Source organism: Marinobacter salexigens, from assembly GCF_018860765.1.
GTDB classification, from domain to species: domain Bacteria; phylum Pseudomonadota; class Gammaproteobacteria; order Pseudomonadales; family Oleiphilaceae; genus Marinobacter; species Marinobacter salexigens_A.
In genome coordinates this window covers 813,910-836,571 of record NZ_JAHKPV010000001.1, presented here as the reverse complement: position 1 = coordinate 836,571, position 22,662 = coordinate 813,910, and the positions used below count along the sequence as shown (strand labels likewise).

General features: G+C 52.9%; 19 protein-coding genes. 3 read left to right on the top strand and 16 right to left on the bottom strand.

Features of this window, described 5'->3' with window-relative positions; translation table 11 throughout:
• Positions 1 to 4 precede the first annotated feature (4 nt).
• Genes tssC (KO508_RS03765) through tagH form a run of 11 tightly spaced genes read right to left on the bottom strand, consistent with a single transcriptional unit; the run spans position 5 to position 14,198 of the window.
• Positions 5 to 1,525, bottom strand: a complete 1,521-nt coding sequence (tssC, locus tag KO508_RS03765; protein ID WP_216006968.1) for a type VI secretion system contractile sheath large subunit — start codon at positions 1,523 to 1,525, stop codon at positions 5 to 7.
• A 41-nt stretch (positions 1,526 to 1,566) separates the two neighbouring features.
• On the bottom strand, positions 1,567 to 3,063 hold the full coding sequence (gene tssC / locus KO508_RS03760; protein ID WP_216006967.1) for a type VI secretion system contractile sheath large subunit: 1,497 nt from the start codon (positions 3,061 to 3,063) through the stop codon (positions 1,567 to 1,569).
• Entirely contained in the window at positions 3,060 to 3,569 is a 510-nt protein-coding gene (gene tssB / locus KO508_RS03755; RefSeq protein ID WP_200362537.1) for a type VI secretion system contractile sheath small subunit, read from the bottom strand. The genes tssC (KO508_RS03760) and tssB overlap by 4 nt, the downstream gene beginning before the upstream one ends.
• A 42-nt stretch (positions 3,570 to 3,611) precedes the next feature.
• Positions 3,612 to 4,757 carry a type VI secretion system protein TssA gene (tssA, locus tag KO508_RS03750; RefSeq protein ID WP_216006966.1) on the bottom strand — a complete coding sequence of 382 codons (1,146 nt, stop codon included), beginning with the start codon at positions 4,755 to 4,757 and terminating at the stop codon, positions 3,612 to 3,614.
• A gap of 15 nt (positions 4,758 to 4,772) precedes the next feature.
• Entirely contained in the window at positions 4,773 to 5,558 is a 786-nt protein-coding gene (locus KO508_RS03745; protein ID WP_216006965.1) for a PP2C family protein-serine/threonine phosphatase, read from the bottom strand.
• A gap of 1 nt (position 5,559) precedes the next feature.
• Positions 5,560 to 6,237 (bottom strand): type VI secretion system-associated protein TagF, encoded by a 678-nt coding sequence (gene tagF / locus KO508_RS03740; protein ID WP_216006964.1) that lies wholly within the window; start codon positions 6,235 to 6,237, stop codon positions 5,560 to 5,562.
• A gap of 16 nt (positions 6,238 to 6,253) precedes the next feature.
• Positions 6,254 to 9,760, bottom strand: a complete 3,507-nt coding sequence (gene tssM, locus KO508_RS03735) for a type VI secretion system membrane subunit TssM (protein WP_216006963.1) — start codon at positions 9,758 to 9,760, stop codon at positions 6,254 to 6,256.
• 17 nt (positions 9,761 to 9,777) lie between these two features.
• Positions 9,778 to 11,082, bottom strand: a complete 1,305-nt coding sequence (gene tssL / locus KO508_RS03730) for a type VI secretion system protein TssL, long form (protein ID WP_216006962.1) — start codon at positions 11,080 to 11,082, stop codon at positions 9,778 to 9,780.
• A gap of 29 nt (positions 11,083 to 11,111) precedes the next feature.
• Positions 11,112 to 12,434: a type VI secretion system baseplate subunit TssK gene (tssK, locus tag KO508_RS03725; RefSeq protein ID WP_216006961.1), complete on the bottom strand. Its 1,323-nt coding sequence runs from the start codon at positions 12,432 to 12,434 to the stop codon at positions 11,112 to 11,114.
• A 52-nt stretch (positions 12,435 to 12,486) separates the two neighbouring features.
• Positions 12,487 to 12,951, bottom strand: a complete 465-nt coding sequence (tssJ, locus tag KO508_RS03720) for a type VI secretion system lipoprotein TssJ (protein WP_216006960.1) — start codon at positions 12,949 to 12,951, stop codon at positions 12,487 to 12,489.
• On the bottom strand, positions 12,948 to 14,198 hold the full coding sequence (gene tagH / locus KO508_RS03715) for a type VI secretion system-associated FHA domain protein TagH (protein WP_216006959.1): 1,251 nt from the start codon (positions 14,196 to 14,198) through the stop codon (positions 12,948 to 12,950). Before tagH ends, tssJ begins: the two co-directional genes overlap by 4 nt.
• A 302-nt stretch (positions 14,199 to 14,500) precedes the next feature.
• Between tagH and KO508_RS03710 the strand changes: the two genes are divergently transcribed.
• Positions 14,501 to 14,791 carry a PAAR domain-containing protein gene (locus KO508_RS03710; protein ID WP_200362556.1) on the top strand — a complete coding sequence of 97 codons (291 nt, stop codon included), beginning with the start codon at positions 14,501 to 14,503 and terminating at the stop codon, positions 14,789 to 14,791.
• Between the two features lie 5 nt (positions 14,792 to 14,796).
• Positions 14,797 to 16,683: a serine/threonine-protein kinase gene (locus KO508_RS03705; protein WP_216006958.1), complete on the top strand. Its 1,887-nt coding sequence runs from the start codon at positions 14,797 to 14,799 to the stop codon at positions 16,681 to 16,683.
• Positions 16,684 to 16,798: 115 nt separating this feature from the next.
• Here the strand turns inward: KO508_RS03705 and KO508_RS03700 are convergent, their stop codons facing one another.
• The 4 genes from KO508_RS03700 to KO508_RS03685 form a co-directional block, all read right to left on the bottom strand.
• A complete protein-coding gene (locus KO508_RS03700; RefSeq protein WP_216006957.1) occupies positions 16,799 to 17,359 on the bottom strand; it encodes a hypothetical protein in 561 nt (186 codons plus the stop codon).
• A gap of 48 nt (positions 17,360 to 17,407) precedes the next feature.
• Positions 17,408 to 17,632, bottom strand: coding sequence for a hypothetical protein (locus tag KO508_RS03695; RefSeq protein ID WP_216006956.1), 225 nt, complete (start codon positions 17,630 to 17,632; stop codon positions 17,408 to 17,410).
• Positions 17,633 to 17,812: 180 nt separating this feature from the next.
• Entirely contained in the window at positions 17,813 to 19,876 is a 2,064-nt protein-coding gene (locus KO508_RS03690; RefSeq protein ID WP_216006955.1) for a TRAP transporter large permease subunit, read from the bottom strand.
• Between the two features lie 27 nt (positions 19,877 to 19,903).
• The gene (locus KO508_RS03685; protein ID WP_252737793.1) at positions 19,904 to 20,851 is read right to left on the bottom strand and encodes a hypothetical protein; all 948 of its coding nucleotides are present in this window, start codon (positions 20,849 to 20,851) and stop codon (positions 19,904 to 19,906) included.
• A gap of 397 nt (positions 20,852 to 21,248) precedes the next feature.
• Between KO508_RS03685 and KO508_RS03680 the strand changes: the two genes are divergently transcribed.
• Complete coding sequence (locus KO508_RS03680) at positions 21,249 to 21,527, top strand: HU family DNA-binding protein (RefSeq protein WP_216006954.1); 279 nt, start codon at positions 21,249 to 21,251, stop codon at positions 21,525 to 21,527.
• A 73-nt stretch (positions 21,528 to 21,600) separates the two neighbouring features.
• Here the strand turns inward: KO508_RS03680 and KO508_RS03675 are convergent, their stop codons facing one another.
• Positions 21,601 to 22,638, bottom strand: coding sequence for a putative solute-binding protein (locus tag KO508_RS03675; protein WP_216006953.1), 1,038 nt, complete (start codon positions 22,636 to 22,638; stop codon positions 21,601 to 21,603).
• Between the last annotated feature and the right edge of the window lie 24 nt (positions 22,639 to 22,662).

The window sequence follows — 22,662 nt, the reverse complement described above, 5'->3', positions numbered from 1 at the left end:
CGGCTCAGTGGCCGTCCACGGGTGTCAGTTCAGTAACCAGCCTTAAACCACTCACCAGCTGATCAAGCTGGAAGTGAGGCTGGAGGTGTATGATTGAGTAATATTTTCCCGGCTCTCCGGCTCGTGCTTTTACCGTCACACGTGCATCACGTAACGGGAACTTTGTGCGTAGGCCATCTGATGCATTCTCGGTGGACATGGTGTAACCGTGAATCCAGCGTTGTAGTTGGGCCTCGCACTCTTCCGGCGTTCGATAGCCACCTATCCGGTCTCGCCCCATTACCTTCAAATAGTGTGCAAACCTCGAAACGCACAGTATGTAATGCAGCATGGAGGAGAGCCGTGCGCTGACATCTGCCGCAGTTGTCTCATGCCGTTCTGGCTGCTGTATCGAAGGCACGGAATGGAATACAAGCATGGGCGTGTTCGGCAAGGGCACTAACGGTAGAAAGCCCTCTTCCGATAGTGCCTTTTCCATACGGTCACTAATCTGCCAGTCCACGGCCTGACGTGTTGGAAACAGCACGCCCGACGGATTGATTTCGGCAATATCAGGCATGTTATCAACCGTGCCATGGGCTACACGACCGGGCCGAAAGCCACGAATTTGGGAGAACCAACCCGATTCGCAAAACGCACGTATGGCAACGGTTCCAAAAGCAAAGCAGGCAGGGCCCCAAAGATAGTCCCTATCGGTTATTTTGCGATGTTCCAGAAAACCAAACGCTTCGGCTCCCTCACCTAACTCCCGGTGGGGCGGTCGCATTAACATTCTTGGCACGGCTAACCCGAGAAAACGGGAGTCTTCGGTGTCCCGCAGGGAGCGCCAGGCACTGAGCTCCACTTGGGAAAAGTGGCTCTCCAGATCCCGCACACCCGTTAGTTCCGCGTAATGATCCACACCAAAAAAGCTTGGAGCGGCATTGAGGATTAAGGGCGCAAATGCGGCCGCCGCCACCTGCGACAGTTCCCGAAGCGTCTCCAAATTTGCCGCGCCACCCTGAGTTCGGTGGCTGATGCTGTAGGTTCCGAGAAGCAGGCCGAAAGGCTCTCCTCCCGGGCTGCCAAATTCCTCAGAATAGACTTTGGCGAATAGCTTAGACTGATCAAACTCGATAGCTCTGGCAAAGTCTGCGGAAACAACATCCCACGACGCATCCAGAACCTTTATCTTGACCTGATCCTGCTGCGCATCTTGTGCTGCTTGATCAACCAGAAGGCTGACCCCGCGCCAATGAGCCTCAAGATCTTTAAGGTCCTGATGATGGAGTATGGCATTGAGCTGTGCATTAAGTAGCCGATCTAGACGCAGAATACGATCAGCCAATACCGCCCGAATCTGATCCCGTGTCCATCTGGTTCGGCCGGGATAGTGACTCAGAAACAGTAACAGTGCTTGCTGGTCATCAGCCTCGGCAATCAGCCGCTCAGACAGGCCTCTGCCCCACGAAGGCGCAGAGGTGCTGTCAGAAGCCTGACGGCGGGTGATGTAATCCTGCTCGACAAACGACAATGCTGAGCTCATGCCAACTCCAAGCACTCCCGGAGCTCCCCCGGGAGGCTCCATCAGTTACCGATTTCCGGAATCTTGGCGACGAGGCGCAAAGACGTAGTCAACTCTTCCATCTGCAACCATGGGCGCAGCCAGGCAATAGCGTTGTATGAACCCGGGCTACCCGGAATCTCACGCACCTGAACCTTTGCATCTGCCAAGGGGAATTTTGCACGGATTTCCTGACCACCGCCCTCAGACGCATTGACGTAGCCCATAATCCAGCGGTTCAACCAGTTTTCAACGTCATCCGCTTCCATGAACGAGCCGATCTTGTCGCGCGCCATCACTTTCAGGTAGTGGGCGAAACGCGAAGTTGCCATCATGTAAGGCAGACGCGCGGATATTGCGGCGTTTGCAGTTGCATCCGGATTATCGTAGATCTTTGGCTTCTGACAGCTTTGAGCGCCAAAGAAAACCGCATAGTCCGTGTTCTTGTAGTGACACAGCGGCAAGAAGCCCAGTTTGCTCAGCTCAGCCTCACGCCGATCGGTGATGCCGATTTCGGTTGGACACTTGAGGTCGGGGTCGCCATCATCGCTGCGGAAGATATGGGCTGGCAGGCCTTCTACTTTACCGCCACCTTCAGCACCACGAATCGCCGTGCAGAAGCCGTATTTGGAAAACGCATTCGTCATGCGGCTGCCAAGTACGTAAGAAGCGTTCATCCAGCAGTAGTCATCGTGGTCTGGCGTCACAGCCATGCCGGTTTCGGCATCCAGTTCCAGCTCTTCAAATCCAAACTCTTCGACCGGCTTGGTCGCCTTGCCATAAGGCAGACGCGCAAGAACCCGAGGCATCGTGAGGGTTACAAAGCGGGAGTCTTCACTGTCACGGAATGAGCGCCACTTGGTGTACTCAAGCGATTCGAATACTTTTTCAAGGTCACGCGGTTTGGAGAGCTCGGTCCAGTCATCAAAGCCAAACATGCCAGAAGACCCAGCGGACACAAATGGGCAGAAGCCCGCTGCTGCTACGTTCGACATCAAGCTCAAGGTCTCAATGTCATTCGGATGGCTATTAAATTCGTAATCGCCAATCATCATGCCGTAAGGCTCACCACCTGGCGTGCCAAACTCAGACTCGTAAATCTTCTTGAAAATCTGGCTCTGATCGAACTCAACCGCCTTCGACAAATCCTTGTGCAAATCCTGCTTGCTCAGGTTAAGAACACGGATCTTCAACATAGCACTGGTTTCAGAGTTCATCACCAAATGGTGCATACCACGCCATGAACCTTCCAGCTTTTGGAATTCTTCCTGATGCAGAATTTCAGCAAGCTGGCCAGAGATCATCTGGTCGAGACGCGAAATAGCCTGATTGAATGTGATGGCCAGATTTTTGTTCCAGGTCACCGTGCCTTTCATGGCCTCTTCAGTCAGCGTTCGAATTAGCTCCTCGGCGCGACTGCTTTCAGTTTGCTTTGTGGCGCCAATGGCTTGCTCCAGCAAGCTGACCGACCCTGCCTCATGCTCTAGTACCGCGTCTTCGGTGCGTGTTTCAAGACTCATCCCTTGTCCTCCTCTGTGCTGCTCAGATCTGAGCTCAGTGCCTGAAGATCGTCTGCGTTGTTAAGCACTCGCTCCAACAGTTCCTCAAGCTCTTCTGAACGATCGACCTTGGTTAACAAATCACGTAGCTTGTTGCGGGTTTCCATCAGGTGCCGCAAAGGCTCGACCTGATTTACAATCGCTGCAGGCTGAAAATCTTCCATCGAATTGAAGCCCAATTCCACAGAGATCTGGGATCCGTCATTTGACAACTTGTTGTCAACTTTAAGCCGCAGGCTCGGGCTCATTCGACGCATAACTTCATCAAAGTTGTCACGATCAATCTGAATAAAGCGACGATCTTTTAATGGTTTAACGTCGGCATTATTGTTGCCAGAAAAATCCCCCATGACGCCAACTACAAAGGGCAGCTCTTTTTTTACCAGGGCTCCCTCTGTTTCCACATCGTAAGTTATGTGTACCCGGGGCTTGCGAACCCGGGACAATTTGTTGTGGATGCTTTCCATATTGCTGTCTCCTTTTGAGCTTCACTGTTGGTTTGCCAGTGGTCATTCCTGCTGCTCGGGGGCAGGCACACCGGTTAATTTAAAGAACCCGTCCCGGGCTCCACTGTCGGATATCAGTTCGTCCATAAGTTCAGGCAATGACAGCTCGCTCCATCGAACTGCCCGTAAAATCGCGTAAGAAACCGGCGAGTGAGGTTCCGTCTTGAGAAAAAAATCTGACAGTCTACGTAACTGCTCCAGTGCCTCTTTCCGGCTCTCAATAGCAACTCTAACCGTGTCTATACCGGCAGGCTTCGCGGTCGTATTCGGTGAGCCATCCTCATTTGGTGTATCTGGATCCGCACTGACATGCAGCTCCTGCTGTTGCGCTTCCAAGTACCGATCAATACGTTCACCGGCATTGTGATTAAGCATGATCAAACAGCGATCAAGAGCCTTTGAAATATTGGTCGTCGGCTGAGGGTCACCGCCCATGGCTCGGTCCATGGCATCTGACAGAGCGCGAAACTCAGAATGCGCACGTTCTAGCGCATGCCGGGTTTGCACCAAATGCTCGGTCGGTGTTTCTTGCACAGCGGTTGCCAAGAGGTCGGGCGACATAGCACCGCTGCGGATTCTTGATTCGGCTTTGGACTCATCGAGGCGGGCCACTTCAGTAGCCTGCTCAGCGTGCCAGGCTGCGTAGCAGGTAACCCCATCACCATCGAAGAACAAGGGCACCGAAATGATTGGCTTAATAAGGGTGCCTTCGCCATCCGTTCCATTCAGGCCAACCAACGGCGCTATCCGAGTATCTAGGCCTTCTTCGTCAGGTTGCGGATAGAGGTTCTCCCAATGCAGATCGATCAGCTCACGGGCAAGCTCAAAACCTTCCGCTAGGCCTTCAAATCCTTTTTCCCTGCATAGGGCCTCAATCAGCCAGGCAACATACTCAAGATCCTTAGATCGGTTTTCCAATACGGCCGGAATCTCATCAAGAAGCTGGCGCCACTGAGGCGTTTGCGGTGGTTCCTCACCGATAAGCACTTGGCGCTCTATCGCTCTGGCCTGATTCCTAAGATCCTTAAGCGTAAAATAAGGAGAAACCGGCGAGCTATCCTCCCGAGTGTCATCCCCACAGGGTAATTCCGGCGATATGTCCGCCAGCAGAGTCTCGAGCGGAAACAGTCGATTGGCTTCATGTGTCATTGGCTTCTCCACCTGTTAAAGATTCCATTGGCCCAGCGGAAGTGTCGAATCTCGGGCGCTGTCTGCCAAACCGGCCAACTCAACAGGGGGTTCAACCTGTACAATGATTGAGGTGATATTGTCCCGACACTCCTTCACCAAAGCCGCATGGCGGAGGGCCTGATTGATATCCTCAATAGGCTCTTCCATAAGAAACTGCTCCAATTCCTCGCGCTCAAACTCGCGGCTAATACCATCCGTGCATAAAAGAAAACGATCTCCGGGCATCACTTTGCCTTCTACGCTGTCAATCAAAGGCTCTGCCTCTACACCCAACGCACGTGTGATCACGTTAGCGAGTGGATGAGACTCGGCCTCCTCTTCTGAGAGAACCCCTTGCTCTACAAGGTCTGCGACTTGGCTATGATCTTTTGACAACCGCTGTAGCTTGCTCTCCCTCAGCAGGTAAGCCCGGCTGTCGCCAATCCAGAGAATTTTATATCGGTCATCGGTGATCTTTAGTGCCACCATCGTTGAGCCCAAAGTGGCACCGGGTAACTGCTCATCGCCATATTTTCGTATACGTTGATTGGCGAGATATATCGCCTTTTCCAAATCACTCGCGCTCATGGAACTGCCGCTTCGCTGGCGCTCTAAACTGACGGTATCGCATATCAACTGACTGGCTACTTCACCCGCCTGATGCCCACCCATACCATCCGCGACAACCCAAAGCCCATCCTCGGGAAACGACAGATAAGCATCTTCGTTATGATCCCGAACGGCGCCGGTATGTGTGAACTGAGCCGAGGAATAACGCATCTCAGGCACCCTGCCCTATAAATTCAGCTTCCAGCCAGCCATGGTTGTGCCATTGACCGACCATCATCGAAGCAAACTGGCCAATCTTTGGTAGGCCATCGGTAAGCAATGTTACTGGCTCTACAAAGGCTGAACCCTGAGTCCACCAGATGGTTGTTCTTCGATCTTTTCGCAACATGGCCTCTAGCCAATCCGTTTCGCTACCGGATGAGGCGAATACCAAATTACCCGCCCCCGCTGGCCACTGCATTCGTGCGTTTGTGGGCTCTGGAGGCTCAATGGCAGACAGTTGTTGCCGCCAAACTTCTTCATGCCAGCCATCCTCCAAAACATCGAGAATGCAGTTCTCCATAGACGATGCCCATTCCGGCTGGCGCCAACCATCAAGCATCTGGCCCGCAAACTCGCGAACCACCAAAAAGGGAAAGTGGCGACCCACGCGATCAACCGACGGAATAACCGTCCCCAACAAGCCGGAATCAAGCATGCCTCCGGGCGCAGAGCAAAAATGCCAGATCGGTGATGTGAGGTAGGCATCCATCCATTGCCCTTCCAGTTGATCTCTGCTTACAGCAAGCGAGGTCTGGCACCACTCGAAGAAGAGATCTCTTACATCCGGGCGTACATCCACCGTGATGAAATCTCCTCGCGCCGGCACCTTGCCCATATATCCCCACATGCTCTCGCTCCCTGACCTACAGACGTGCCGGCAAAGTAAAGTTTTCAATCAGCCCGTCGGCGAAGGGATGCCTAACCGAGGCTGGCTCAATTCTCAATCGAGCCAAATAGTCACTGAGCATGATTTCCAACGTAAGATCCCGGCCTTCACCCCCAACTCCGCCGTAAGCAGCGAGTAGCCGGAAAAGGCCCCATTCACCTTGAAACTTCCGCTGAACAACCGCGTCAGATGTCGATCCAGGATTTACTGCAATGCGCACATCGCCACCGGTGCCCGGCCACTCAAAGTGATGTTTTCTGGCTGGACCATGGCGGTAAAGCATTTGATCCCCGCCCGCCTCAATCGAGAACTGGGTTACGCGACTGTCCAAGTAAACCGGCTGAACGGCATAGGGCACTTTCAAATTTTTAGTTCCATCCTCAAAGAACGCGTTGCGGATTCGGTTCGCCCTCTGGAAAAAACGCAGACTGTCTCTACGGATGTTGAGGTCTGTTGATAACCGCCAAGGATCTGACGAAGTGTCCACATGATCAGCGAGGTATTTATCAAAGAATTCGTCGATAGTGCCGCCGTGGCCAAAGAACTGGCTGAAGTCCGCCAAACTCACCTCATCTGATGCATTCGGTGCCAGAGGATAGAGCCCGGCGATGGCCGATTTAAACTCTCGATACACCTGATTGCGCCAAAGACCATTGATCTTTTGAGTTGCAGAGCTTCGCACCAAGCCTCTGGATTCGCGCGCAAAGTCCGAGACAATCGATTTAAGATGCGTGGACTGAGTGTTGCCGACGGTGGCGTAGAAACCAGTCACAGCGGAGTTAAAGTCAGCACGAGAAACCGTCTGAAACCTATTAGCGCCATCCGACTGTTCGGAAAAATACTGGGACATTGTGCGGGTTTTGCTTTGTAGCGTTTGGAAGGTTTCTTCCTTGATGCTATGCAAAACCTTAAAGGTGTCGTCCACCAGAGTGGTCTGGGGCTGCTCTTTACCTGTGAGGGGAAGAATTCGATTCAGCCGATCAAGCGCACGGCTTTTTCGACCAGCCTCACGCATGGCCTGACCCTTTGCAGCATCTGCGGCTGATGCACCTTCCGTCTCTGTGGCGGCCAGCTGTGTGTTGTAGTTGACGGCAGACACTAATCGATTCAACGGCGCATCCGGACCACTGAGCAAACCCGTCAAATAGCGACCCTGCTCAGGACTGCTGAACGAACGAATCTTAAGATCAGACATCAGGGAATCCCATGCATGGATGTAATCCCTGAAGTAATGATCCTCAACGAGCGCCTTAATTCTGTCCTCGTCTAGGTTGCGGTAGGCAGCTGAATCATCTCCATATACCCAGGAATCTTCGAGTAGATGGCTGACAATCTGATCCCGCTCCGGCTCAAAAACGCCGCGGTATCCTGCCTTGGTATATAGCGCCGGAATACCCGTATGTAAGCTTTCACCCGAGCGCCGCTCAAAAACCTCTGCAGCAACTGTGCCCAACACCATTGGCAACCGGAATTCAGGAAGACCTGCTGCCTGAGCATCCAATCGAATACGCTGATATGCCCGTTCCGAAAGCGGCACGGAGGTCAGTTCATTCCGCGCGACCTCCACAAGACCCTGTGATACGCGCAGAGGCTGTTCAAGATCCAAATAAGCTTCAAAGTGCTCCAGCACCGCTTCTCGATGAGGGCGGTTAATCTCTCCGGGCAAATGGTTTCCCATCAAATAGGCTAACCACAACGAAACTTGATCACGATTGAAGCGGCTACGATCTCCGAGCATCAGGTAGCTTTTCAGCGCCTCATACAAATACTCAGGGTTATCCAGATGCAACTGTATATCTTCTTCCAAGGCATCCTTCAGCGTCTGGGCAAGTCGGTATTGAAGAACCCGACCGTAAACACCTGTGGCACCCTGATACAGCGCTTGAATCTGAAAATGGCCAAGAGACGATAGACCATGGGTCTCTGGAATTTCGTTACCACCTGAGAGGGCAGCCGATTCATTAAGTACGGTTTCGAGCATCAACCACTGGGCATTGTCTGGAACCGTATTTAGCGTATTCGCTAACCCGCCGGTTCGCTCCGCAAAACCTGCAATGGCGTCCCTCGACCGGGCATAGTCAACATACCAAGTTGCGGCAAGCCCAACCGTCAGAACAGCCATTGCTGCAAAGGCGATGCGGCGAACAAACATTCGCTGCCGAGCTTTGCCGCTATCAGTCACCGCAAGCCCATGCTCAGAGAAGATCACCTGATCGAACAGTTTCCGTTGGAAATAGCCCCCACTAGGTTGAGCGCTGTGATTTTTCCCCACCTTCGATGACTTGAGCCGGAACTGTTGATCGACAATGCCAGACACTTTATCGAAACCGGACTGGCCCTGTTCCGAGGAAACCATGTAAACGCCCCTCAATAACGGCACCTCTTCGTAAGCCGAGGGGAAAAACACATCTTTGACCAGATTCCACAAAGGTGTTCTGAGCAGCGCTACTTGCTTGGGGAACTCGTAAATTCGACTGCGAGTGTCAGGCGCCCGCTCTTGCTTCAGCCTGTGCAGTAAAAACCCGCTAAGGCGATTCAGCAGTTGATCAAATTCGTGTTCGAAGGCCGTTGGCAACTTCTCAGGATCGGTCACCGCTCCCAAATCAAAGGTGACACCAAGAACATCCTCTCTTTCCTGATCAGAGAGCATCCCGAAGGTATCTACAAAACCTTCCAAAAGATCAAACTTGGTAAGCATCACGTAGACCGGGAAAACAACGCCCAGACGATTCCGCAGCTCCTGAACTCTTTGTTTTATCGCCCTTGCATGAATGGCCTGTTCCGTAGGCGTCTGTTCCAGCATATCGGCAACACTAACAGCAACAATCACCCCATTGATTGGTTGGCGGGGCCGATACTTCTTCAGTAGCCCTAGAAATGCATTCCAGCCTTTTGAGTCCCGTTTATCACCGGACTCCTGAGTGGTATAGCGGCCAGCTGTATCAATGATCACGGCACGGTTAGTGAACCACCAATCGCAATAACGGGTACCACCAACACCTTTAACCGAATCCAACCCCATTTCACTTTTGAGCGGAAACTCCAAGCCCGAGTTGAGCAGTGCAGTGGATTTGCCAGATCCAGGCGCGCCTACAATCATGTACCAGGGCAACTGATAGACGGAACTAAAGCGCCCAGACTTCCATTTGCGTACAAGCGCAAGGGCCTTGCGCATGTTATTGCGCTGAGTTTCCAGCTCCTCCTGAAGTAGCTCATCACCCTGATCGGTAGCCATCATTTCTTCAACAACGCGTTCGTTGTCACGACGCTCACGTCGAGAGCGCCACAACTGAACACCGAGGTAAAGAACAACGAGCGTCAATAGAAAGCTAATTCGAGCTAACTTACTTGCAAATGGCTTCCAGTCCGCGATCGCCAGCAGCGGGCCACCAAACCATATCAATACCGTAAGTGCGACAAACCCAAGAACAATAAAGATTGTTCTTGTGGTTATCCGAGACCAAATTCGGCGAATCCATGCCATGGGGTTACCTCACGTAATCAATCATTCAGGGCTTCAGGAACCAAGCTGATTTCAACGCGCCGATTGCGGGCACGATCCTCAGAGGTAGCATTGTCAAAACGGGGTTCCGTATCACCACGGCCCTCAGGCCACAATCTGCCTTGCAGGTTTGCCGAGCCTGCAAGCTCGTCAGAAACCGCTGTCGCTCTGGCGAGTGACAGGTGCCAGTTAGAGGGGTATTGGCTTGTTGCGATGGGCTGGTTATCGGTGTGTCCGGTTACCATGACGGTTCCCTCTGTCGATTCCAGCGCACGGGCAATCTTATTCATTAGTGGCAGCACATCTTCTCGCAGAACAGCTGCACCAGATTCAAACAGCGATTCATTCCCGATACTCAGCGTAATCTTGCCGCCATCGCTGTCGTTGAGCGTGACCAGCTCCCTGTCGATTTCGGTCTGGAGCACTCGTCTGAGGTAGTCACCCTGTCCCGGCCCTACCTGACCCGTGGGCACTCTTACTTCCGGGACCGCCAGCGTTGCCATATTCGCCAATACCGGCTCTGCGATAGAATCGAGTCGCTGCGAAAAGGCCATATAAAAAACCAGCAGTATCATCGCAGCGACTGCGGCGCCGACCCATACAGGCACGCCTAGCGTCACGCCGGGACCGGTGAGGACTTTCTGCTCCCAGGCTTTCTCGAATGGAGTGCCTAAGGAACCACGGGCAGAACATATTTCGTGATACAGGCAATCTCTGAGCGTATCCAGCTCCTCTTGCCCACGTGACTCAACGCGATATTTGCCTTTAAAGCCCAGCGACAAGCAAAGGTACTGAAGCATCAGAACATCTGTATTTGCCGTGCGCCTTGCGGCCGCAACCAGATCAAAGAAATAGGCGCCGGACCAAGTTTGAGAGTGAAACTCTGACAGCAGTGAATGCGCTGCCCAGTGCCCGTTTTCGCCCCAACTGCTGTTGAGCACGATTTCATCAATAAGTGCACACACACAATACGACGCTGTTTCGACGGTTTCCGCGGTGAGGCCGTCCGCTTGAAGACTGGTCTGGTACTCACGAACCAGCTCTACACAACGCCTGCGAAGCTCTGCAACATCATCAACCAATTCTGCGGTTGGCAACCGAACAGCCAGAGAAAGCAGCTTAGATGCGTGATCACAAACGGGGCCCAAACGAGTCTGGGGCAACTTGAACCGACTAAAACCAGAAGCACTTTTTGCGGGCGTAGCTATAACAGTTTCGTCTGCCGGGCGGGGAGCAGCATGTGGTGCTGGGCCGGGTGCCTGTCGGGCGCCTGGTCGCGGTTTGAGGACGGTGCTGTCGTTCATGTAGCAATCCCTGCTTAAGTGTATGTCGGCTACTGCCGGACGGCCCAGAGTTCGAGTTCAAGCCCCGGATAATTACCGGACACGTGAACCGCCAATCCGCCGCTCTGCTTGAGGTGCTGCCAGCGCTCACTTTTTCCATCCAGCAAAAAGTAGTGATAGCCGGCGTGGTAAGGAATCTGTCTTGGCGCCACGGGCAGCGCACTTACCGGTATACCCGGCAAGTGGTTGTTAACGAGGTCACGAATATGCTCTACAGCGCCGAGCTTGATCTGCGCTGGCAAGCGACGGCGGATATCTTCCGTTGGCAAGTCTGCTTTAACCGCAAGTACAAATTGAGCGGTTTCAAGAAGGCTGCCGTCAGGCAATGGCGCAACTCGGATTCCGTACTGAGCATTTTCCAGCTTCAGAGCAATCGCAGTTTGCTCAAGAACGGTACTCAGTGATTGGCTCAGCAACGCAGCCAAATCGCCAAAGGTTTCCGTCAATTGTTCATGCCGGTACGGGGGTAAGGACGGCACCATTTTGTCTGCGCGTGCAAAGAGTGCCAGCTCGCCGGTCAAGGTAATTGCCAACTCGTAGAAGCGCTCCGGGTGCACTTGCGGTGCGCCTTTCAGGTGCTCTAGCATAGGTTGCCAACGATTCAGCGTTTGCAGCATCAACACATCAAACAGTGTTGATGATTGCTCTGCGCCCTTTTGCATTCGTACCGCTAGCGCCTTGGCCCTTTGCTTAACCATGCCAAGGATTTCACGCAGGAATGACGCCAAAGGGGCAACAGCTGCCACATCCAATGTCGGCGGAATAAAGCTCCGATCAAGCTTCACTTCTTTCTCGTTTACCACCTCCACAATGCGGGCAACAGAAAGACACGCAAACCCCGCCAAATCATCACGCCCGAGTTTGAGGCGAGGATTAAGGTGCGCCAAGCCCAAAAGCTCTTCCTCACCATCTTCTGCAGAATCGTCTAGCAAGCGGTTTTCTTCAAAACGGTATCGAGCTCCCTGGGTGGAGCTGTCTGCGGCAATATTGGTGCCCGATAGCTTTTCCATGGGCAGCACCAGATACACCAGCTCATCTCTGGCATCTGGCGGAACTTCTAATACAAGTGCATCGGTTTGATCGAAGGCGAAAGGCATGCCGTCCGGCAGAATGCCTACCGCCCTAACCAGTGATACCTGACCAAGCGCGAGAGCCTGAGAATCCATCTCCAGTTCTGAAATGCCGTATCCGTGCACAGCGGTACGAGCATGTCGGCTTCGCGCCGTCTGGTACAAGAAACGATCCTGCTGTTGAAAATGCTGTGGCCGAAGCAGCATACCCTCAGACCAAGCGACCTTAGCTATTCGTTCCATGATGTATAAAACCCATTGCTATTCATTCTGAACTGACCGCACACGAAGTGTGTTAGCGGTCCTCCCGGGCAATCGCACGGCTGTCTATGCTGATTCTTCGATTGTCATAACCACGAGGATCTGCTGCGAGCGTCAACTTCCACTCAGCATTCTCAATATCCCTAAAAGCGGCCACGATTCCGATGTGCGTAGTATCTTTATGCAATCGCATCTCGTGAACATGCCCCCGAGCTGGCCGAATAATAATCTCAACGTCGCTTAGCAAATCTTCACCGAGTAGCGCTTCTGCATCATCGTAGATCTCAAAGAAGCCCGCATCTTTGAACTTGCCTGCAGACTTGAGCTCATAAACTCTTACTACCAGTGGTGAGGATCGCCCGCTCGCATCCGGATTGATGTTTCCGTGAGAGGCGAAGTGTAAGTCGGTGTAGGGCGTCACTATGGTGTTTGCAACAACACAGCCAGTTAAAGCTATTGCAGCCACCAAGACCATCGCCCAGCGCATGGCATATATCATGTTTTGGCACTCTCCTCGTTCTGACCAACGGCCTGCTCGTAGGCTTCAACAAATACGTCGCTCCTGAGCATGCTGTCGGTGCTACCGTATACGTCCCGCTGCCAAGCACGATGACGGGTAATTGTTTCCAAGGCTTTACGGCGGGCAAACAGCCCCGTTGTATTTTTTGTGCCAGTCACATTCGGCGTATCCGCTAGAAGATCCTGAACGACAGACTCCACACCTTTGAGCAGTGCCTGCTCATGCGAGAAGAGGTCATCAAACGCCTTGTTCACAGCATCCACCGGCCCCAAGTTAGCAGCGTGAGGCCGAATAAGAAGGCTATCCAGCGCATCCTGTGGTGTAGCAGAGAACTTCAGGGGGTTATTTTCACTCCGCTGAAAAAGTGTCTGAGCGACACGCAATTGCTGCTTCTGGCGGGCTCGCATGTGGATCATGTCCAACAGACGATCTAGCAGTACCCGAGTGAGACTTCCGAGATCCTTGTATACGGCTGGCCCAGCACCTTCTAGCTTTTCTGAGGGGAGACCAAGGCCTTCAGCAAGAGCTGTTAGCGCATCAGACTGCTGGCTTGGGGTGGCAGTGGCATGGTCTCTTGGCGCTGGAGACGAGACGGGCAGACCCTGTGCTGTCGCAGCGCCTTGGGACTGCTCACTACTACCCCGCCCCCAATGCCACTCGCCGGGAATCGCGGGCTCTTGCATTGGCACATGACTATCTGCCATAACCCTTTCGCCCAAGCCCGCAGCAAGAAAATCTCCGAAAGCACCTGCTGTTGCAGGGCTGTCGCCTGCAACGCGGTTGCTATTCAGAGGCAACTCAGAGCTTTCAGCTTGAATGGGGGGCAACTGTTCTGGCTGGCTTTCCAGTGGCTTGTTTTCTAATGGCTTCGAAAAATCGGACTCAACCTGCCCTGTCGACGTTGCAACGACAGAAGCCACAACTTCAAAGTCACCAAGGCGCAAGCAATCTCCAGATTTGATCGCCACAGTACTACCACGACCAATGGCCGAGGCTTCGCCGTTCAGAAACACGCCGTTAGTAGAGATATCCGTAACCGTATAATGGCCATCAGAGAAACGAATCTCGGCGTGCCGGGAGGAGAGTACTTTTAGCGGATCGGGTAAATGCCAGTCACAATCGGTAGCTCGCCCAATAACAACAACATCGTTGGGCTCAACCGTCTTTTGGCCGGTAACTGAGGGCGACAGCCTTTGATAGCTGGTAACTGTGAGCTCTAACAACATCACTCGCTCTTCCCTTTGAGCTAAAACCTAGAAAGCTGTGTCATAACGACACGGGTTTCTGCACCTTCCTTGGACCAATTTTGTAAGAACGTCGGAACGGATCACATTCAATTCAACAACCGCCAGTGCGGCTTGACTGATGGATACTATTCTAGCCTCTTGGAACTGTCAATTCCTGTTAAACACGGACATCACTAATGTAGGCAAAGATCACACAAGGGGGTTGACCTACCTTTTCGGATCGCCGAATATCACGCTCTGTAAGACCAATGGACGGATTTATTTTCAGGGACGTATTGCTCATGAGCAAGCCGACTGCTTTTCTAGGAGCTTTTCATATCTGCCCCGCCACAACAGGCCCCGTGCCGCACGTTGGTGGCCCCACCCTCGCAGCATCTCCTAATGTTTTTGTTGGCGGCCTACCTATTGCAAGGCTTTCAGACAAGCTCATTTGCGTTGGCCCGCCCGATGTTGTCGTTGAGGGCTCCGGAACCGTCTTCGCAAACGGTCTGCCGGTAGCGCGCTTAGGCGACGCCACCGTTCATGGCGGGAAAATTGTCGTCGGAAACCCTACGGTTCTAACGGGAGGGTGAGCACGGTGGAAAGCAAGAGCAATAAACATAAGTGGCTTGATAAAACACTAAACCAGCGTTATCGAATTGAAGCTCTCATTGCCTCAGGCGGCATGAGCGACGTGTATCGGGCAGTGGATTTGCAGCTAGAGCAAGCGGGGGCAGCCGATTGCAAAGTCGCGCTCAAAATCCTCAAGCACGACATGCTAACCCAAGACGGTGTGCTTGGCGTGCTCGCCCGAGAAACCGCCAAAACCAAAAGCCTAAGCCATCCCAATATTATCCGGGTGCAAGACCTGCAACAGGATGGTGATACCTGCTTTATGGTCATGGAGCTGCTTGAAGGTGAGCCGCTTACACGCATGATCCAGCGCTCGCGGCCCAGCGGTTTGAAGTGGAAAGGGGTAAAGGAAATTGTCGCGCAGATAGTGTCCGCACTGAAATACGCTCACGCTAACAACGTTGTGCATGCAGACCTAAAACCCTCAAATATTTTCTTTACGCGTAACGGCCAGGTCAAACTCCTCGATTTTGGCGTATCCCGGGTACTGAGCGATCCGCTTCAAGAGGATTTTCTAAATCCCGGTCTCGACGAGACATCTATTTACGGGTACACGCCAGCTTACACACTGCCCGAAATAGCGAAGGGTGAGCAGCCTACTGGCGAGGGTGACATATATGCCCTCGCCTGCATCTGTTACGAGCTTTTGAGCTCCAAGCACCCCTTCAATCGGCAATCACCATCACAGAAGGAGCGGCAATCGGCCAAGTTAAAGCGGCCCGGCAACCTACCCTTGAAAACATGGCGAACTCTGAAGCAGCAACTGCTCGGAGCCCCTCAGCAGCTTTCTATCCAGAAAACAGAAAGCGCCCTGAAGCCAACCCCTTGGCTGGCGGTCGGGCAAACGGTGGTCACCACTGCCGCGATCACAGCGGGTATTGCTGCTTGGCACATAGGCACGGCCGAATCTGCCAAAGCAAGGCATACCGCAGACGCCCTGACAGAGCAGAGACAACATAATCTGGCACTAAAAGACCTCCCTGCTGAGCAGCTTTTGCAACAGTTATCGGGAATGTCTGAGCTCGATCAAGCGGGGCTTCTCAAGCTCAAACAAACACCTCTGGTCAACCACTTCCTATCACGTATTGATAAGGCGCTTGAGCCCAATAAGGGGAACGGTTTACCAAACATAGTGCAGGCGCTTTCAGTGCTTGAGAATGCGACCACCCTCTTCCCAAGGGACGGGGAGCTTTTGAGTGTTCAAAACCGAATCGAGAATAGACAAAAGACCCTGCAAAGTGCCATTGCCAATGAAATCCAATCCACTCTGGAGCAGGGGAACTATAAAGGAGCCAAAAGCGCTGACGCCTTGGTAAAACTAGGCTCTAACCTTGAATTCTTGGGAAATAAGCCACCCAATCCATCGCCAGCAGCCGTTAAAGAGTATCTCTCTCAGGTGGATTCGGCATTTAAGGCATTTGATGCTCCAAAACAAGCACAATTGCTCACCATCGGGAATCGCTTCTTCGCGCAGTCGCCGGAAACGAAAGAACAGCGCCTTGCTCTCGAAAAGCTTGGAGAGGCTGCCAAAGAGTTGGCTCAGTACCAAGACAATAAAGCCGCCGAAGGTGATCAGGTTTTCCCAAGTAGTGCGGCACTTGTGTTCTATGCTCAGAAATTTGAGACATGGCCGGTTACCATCAAGAACGCTCGTTCAAGTCGTCAGCTAGATGCAGTTTATGAGGACATACAAGCCTTAAAAAAGGTTATTCCTGGGGACTTCGAAAAGATCGTAACAGCAGAGAAACGCTTGGCCGAGGCGTACCTTTCTCAAGCAGATATTCTACTGGCCAGAAATCAGACTAGCCGTGCTCAGCCATTGGTAAAACGCGCCACCACGTTGATGCGCTAAACGCATCTAGCCGTGGCGGGCCTTAATTCGCTGGAATAATGGCTAGACCAACTAGGCAGGTAGTAGGAAGTTCGATTTTAATTTAGTTATTTGTGGCCCTATAAAGGCCAGTTGGCTACTTTTTCAAGCGAAGCACTTTACTTAGCGGCAAGTAGTTCTGGGCGACGATGTCAACATCTTCAGGGTTCACACACCGCTCCTGACACATTTTTTCAAACATCTCATATAAACGTTGTTGCTTTTCTTCAGGCTTGCTGGGGTCATCAAGATAGCGGAAAAGGTTGTTGATGTTTTCCGGGTTTTCTTGCCCTAAGCCGGACAACTGCTCAACCATCTGGGCACTCATAGCAACCGAAAAAAACCGATCGGCCACTTTCGCGTAGTGCTGAAAATCTTCATAGCCTACTTTTTGGCTAACGCCATCAAGCAACAGGTTATCGGGCTTGTCCTCCATCATGTCTGCCATGGTGGTGTAGGGATGCATCTTCATCAGAGATGCCTGAAACCGTTTCTTTTCTTGCTTACTCAGCCGCTGGTCCACGGAGGCAATAACGGTAAAAACAGCCGGTGTTTTGGCGATAAACCGGTCTACATCACTTTGTTGCAGGCTATCGGCAAACACTGGCAGCGACCATGCGGCCATAGCCAATATCAGTGCTCTTGAGATGTTCTTCATACATGTTTCCTAATCGTTTGTTTTTAATACGGCGCGCAGCAAAGAGACCTAACCCACCCGGCTTAAATACTCGCCTTTAAGCCGAGCAACGGCTTCCTCATTGAATTCGTTATCCACCATCACCGTATCCCAGAAATCGATATCGCCATGCAGCACAATAAGCGCAATGGCTCGTATCATCAGGGTGGGCGATTCCAGAGCCTGTTCATAAAGCCCTTTCACCGCTGGGTCGCCTCGGCGATCTTGCAGCATGTAGGCCACGTCGACTTTCAAAAGAGGACGCAGATCCTATCCTTAGCGGGATGATACGAATGTAAGCAGATTCGTAGAGTGGTGTGGGAGATTGGCTATTGCAGGCGTTCTTTGCAATCAGGGAGTGTGCTGGAGACGCTTTAGGGCACAACGTAAGAACGCACACTCCCACTCAGTTTAAAGCCATTTGCACCGCATCGATCAGGCGTAAAACATCAACGGCACGAATGCCACCAGCACCAGCGAAATACCCATAGCGATCAGCGGCATAATGATGCGCTCATGGCGCTCGTAGAAGGTGCCGGTTTCCTGCTGGGCAGCTAGAACCTCGGCTTCACCCACTACTTGTCGCGTTAACAGGTGGTTGAGCGCCACCGGTGGGCTTAGGTAACCCAACTCAAAAGCCACCAGCGTAACCATCCAGAAGTGGATAGGGTGAATGCCGCTGGAATAGGCAATGGTTGCTACTGTTGCGGTCACAAGGATGACGGCACCGAAGGCGTCCATAATCATCCCGAGAATCACCAGAATAACCACCATTAACAACATGGCAGACCATGCGCTGTCGAATGCCTGAGGAAATGCCTGCATGATCTCAGAGCGCTCAATCACACCACCGATGCTAACCGACAGGCCCAGCAACAATAGCAAGGCACCAATTTCCGCTGTGGTGTCATTGGTGGCACCGCGCACACTGCGCTCCAACCCTTGGTGGTTAATCTCGCCGGAGGCGCTGCCCTTTTTGTTCTTAAAGCTAATGTGCTCGTACACCAGTATGGACAACATAATCACCGGCAGTAGGCGCGGTGCCGAAAACTCATCCATGCGCACATCTAGGGCAAAGCGGTAGAGCAACACAACGCCCACAATCACCAGTACATAAGGAATCAACGACCGCAACGCCTGAAGTGTCGCAGGCATGGCTTCAGCCGCTGGCGCCAGATTAAACTTACTCTGGCGGTTTACCGTGAGCGCCACCGCGCTAAACATGACGGCGGTCAACACGAACACCCAAATGCCCCATCCGAACAGGTCGTCTGTGGTCACTTCACGGTTGAGATAAGCAATAACGACGACCAACAAACAAGGGCGCAACACCACACCCAAAGAGCCCGACATGGCTGTGGCCGCAAGCGCAAGCTGACGACGCGCACCGGCAGCGCGTAATTCACTGTAGATCACAGCGCCTGCAGCAATTACGAAAATCCCGGAGGCGCCGGTATAGGCGGTGGGAACGGCGGCCACAAGCACCGCAACAACAGCGAGCATTTCCGGCGGCATACGCCAGGGCCGGAATAGATTAAACACCAGCGTCGCCAGACGTGTTTGTTTAAGCATCATGCCCACCCAAACATAGAGCCCCACATTAAGGAACATGTCTGCCAACTCCATCATTTTACCAAGATAGATACCAATGCCCGAGGCATGGCCAATCAACGCGAAGTAGGTACCGGAAATCAGACACATCACGGTATACAGTGGCACCGCAAGAAACGCTTTGTTCAACTGCCCACCCGGGGCAAGATCTGAGGGTGCGCGGATCAGCCTATAGAGGCTGGCCAATGTGAGGCAGGCAAACCCGACAACCCAAAAATTATGCAGCAGCAGATCTTCGGAAGATATCGATACGTCTGAGCCCACACTGGACTGGCGGAAAATCAGGCTGGAGCCTAACAGCATTGCGTTGGCAAGGGTTTGAAGCGTCAGAGAAACCGTATAGTCCAAACGGGTTTCCATGGCGCGCATAGCAATATGGTGGCGTGTGAGCGTTGCTGTGGCAGCACACAGCATAACCAAGATCACCAAAATGTAGCGTTGGGAGACGAGCCCAAAGGCAATGAGATCGGCAATAAACAGCTCTACCGCACGATATGCTTTTACACCGGGAGTAAGTTGGCCCTGAAGACTCTCATAACTTTGGAACGCAGCTTTGCACTCGGCTACCGAGCGCTCAATCGCAAGGCGAACATCGGCAGGGTCTTTGTCTTGGGCACCCAAGAGAGCTGCCATGGGGTCGTCAGCAGCTGGCTTTTGAGCAAGCTCATGGGCCACAGCAGCTTCAACATCCCGATTTGCATCACAGGTTGGTGCAGCCGGGTCCATGCGTAGCTTGTAGTAGCCGCTCCAGAGCTGCTCGCCGCCACGCAGCATCTGGTTGTGAATATCGCTGCTTGTGGAAAAAAGCACCACAGACAGCAATAGCAGGCAAGCAGGCAGTGATGAAAACCACTCCAACCCGTTACGACGAAAACTACCCTTAGACATGACTCTACACTCTGGAACGTTAACGGGTTACAGCAGACCATCCAAGTCCATGGTCTCAACTTCTGCCTTCTGGTCGTCCCAGAAGGTGCCAAGCCGGCCCAGCGGTGTACGGTGTCCGGTATTTTCTACCCATAGACGGTCGGAGATTGCGATAATCATGTTGGTCGCCATAGCATCCACAAAGGCCCAGTCTTCGTTGGCTGGCTGCTCTTTCAGCGACTCGGCGTGTTGGCGAACCACCGACTTCACCATTGCTTCATCGCCCTTGTTTGTGGCGGCAATTGCATGGAATACATGACTAAGGCGCACGCCTGCCTCGTCGCCCATACGGTCAGTCATGGCGAGGCGCTCAAAGGCATCCTCACCTTCTGGCTGCGCACCGGGAATCATTGCCCAAACGGTCGCTTTCAAGGCCATCGGGGCGCCCCACCACTTATCACTTTCAAGGCAGCTCGAGGCGCGGGCTACAACAGAACCTACGTTCTTGGGAACACCGATGGAGGAGGTGGATTGGATCTCTGAGTTAAGCGCCTGTAAACCTGCGAGCAAACCTGCAAAGTAGATAAACTCATCCATATCATCGTCAAAGTCCGGGCACTCTCCGGTGCCGGGCTCACCATAATAGGTGTTGTGATGCTGCCACCCCTTCAAATAACGCTTGGCGGCCAGAGAGTAAGCCCGCTTTTGGCGGATGATGGCGTCTTCTGCTGCATTACCTTTTCTCTCATACATGGCAGCCAGTGCCGCTAGCTCATGCTCACGGCCTTGTTCTTCCGCACAGCCACCAGCCGAAAGATAGAGCATGACAGCCAACTGATCGGGTTCATTGGTCACCCTGCCGAAGGACATAAGCAATGGAGCGGTAGCCTCGCTCATGGCACAACCCATAGCCAGATCACCGCTGGCCATCAGATAGGGAATTGTGTGGTCGCGAGAAAAGCCCTGCATTACATCGCCGGTGGTTTTGTAAATCATGTGGTTCACGACACCACAACCTGACAGCAGCGACCCGAGGGTAAGAGCGACTGCAACCCCTTTGAGCCAGGAGGCCGAATGCTTAAACCTTTGCCTGAAAGACGACGGGCGTGAACGGCCCCGGACGGACGTCTCTGAATATGAAATGCCGGTGGTTTGCATCATGGTTTCTGAACCTTTTGAACGTTTTTGCATTATTATTCTGAATCCGCTGTCAGCCGCGCATTATGGCCTACAGCGTTCGCGCTTTTTGAGACTGAAGCCGCAAATGACGCCTATGCACACAGTTTTTACCCATCCGCTGATTTGCACAAAGCGTCATAAGCCGCTATAGATTCAAGCAACCGTAAGCCGGTTGGGCGGCGGTTCCGACGAAAAAAACAAAAAGGGGTACTCGATGCGAAAACCCGAACTCGCGGCAGCTATCGCTGAACGCACAGGCTTAACAAGAGAAAAAGCCGCCGAAGTGATTACCGCTTTTACTGACCAGATCTCAGCTGCCGCTAGCAGAGGAGAAGACACAACCCTGATCGGTTTCGGCACATTCAACATCCGCACTCGTGATGCGCGTGAGGGTAGAAACCCCCAAACCGGGGCACCCCTTCATATTCCTGCCAGCAAAACTGTCGGCTTCAAAGCAGGCAAAGCACTTAAAGACGCGTTCCGCTTAGCCTAGTGTGCACTCACTAACCGGCCAAAATAGCCCCTCCCAATTTGCTGAGGCGGGGCTGTTAGTTGCAATAGAAATATCAGGAAGCGCACTCTGATCGGGTGGCATCCACACGGCAGCGAATGGCTTTCATCAGTTTAATTGCGCGTTCGTCGTACACACCATCTTCAAGTAACGACAGGCGGACAGTACGCAGCATTTTGTCGTACTCGGCAGTCACTTCCTGCGGCAGAGTCATCCATACGTTTTCCGGCATCTCGGCTTCCGCCTGGGCAATAATTTCGTAGGCTTCATCAATGCGCTTGATGGCCTCATCACGCACCATTTGGCCCGCAGTGTCGGGGAAGCGATCGCTGTGGATAATGACTTGAAAGTTCATGTAGGCCAGTGCGTATTTGAGCACCCCACCGTTTGGCTCAACGCCCTTGTACAGTTCCAACGGTGAATACGCCACCGCTGGCGCGTAGGCGACATCCACACTGCCGTTGTTGAACTTGCCAGCAAAGTTGGCGGAATTGGAGCCGACCACTGACGCGCCTACATGGCGAACCATGCGAACAGACGCCTCATCGAAATCCAAAGTTGCTACGCGCTTACCTTGAAGCTCTTCAACCGAATCAATGGAGCGGTCACGCAAGTGAAGGTAAATCGCGCCAGCCGGGAATACTCCGGCCACTTCATAGGGGCCATCTTTCAGTAGAGGGCGAGCGTTCGGTTGGCTGAGCGTGTTGTATAGCAGGCGCATTTCTTCTTCACCCGGTACGGCACCCATGGCTTCCAGACTGCCGGTGAATTTATTGAATTCACGGGCACGGGTGCCGGTAAGCAACACGACATCACACTGGCCAGCTTTAAAGTCTTCAGCAGCAACTTTTTCGTCAGTGTAAGCACTCAGGTTCAGCTTGATACCATTTTTAAGAGCAACGGGCTGAAAGGTCTTGGTGATTGCAAATAGCGGTCCATTGGCCCCGACTGGGTCAAACACACAGAAGCTTCTCTCCAGAATATCGCCACTGTTTTCAGTACTTGTCTGGGCATGTCCCAATGAGGGCAGGATGAGGCTAGCACACAGAGTGGCCGCCAAGGCCACCCGCTGTGGGAAGGTTACTGATTTCAAGGGATAACTCCTGAGCTATTATTG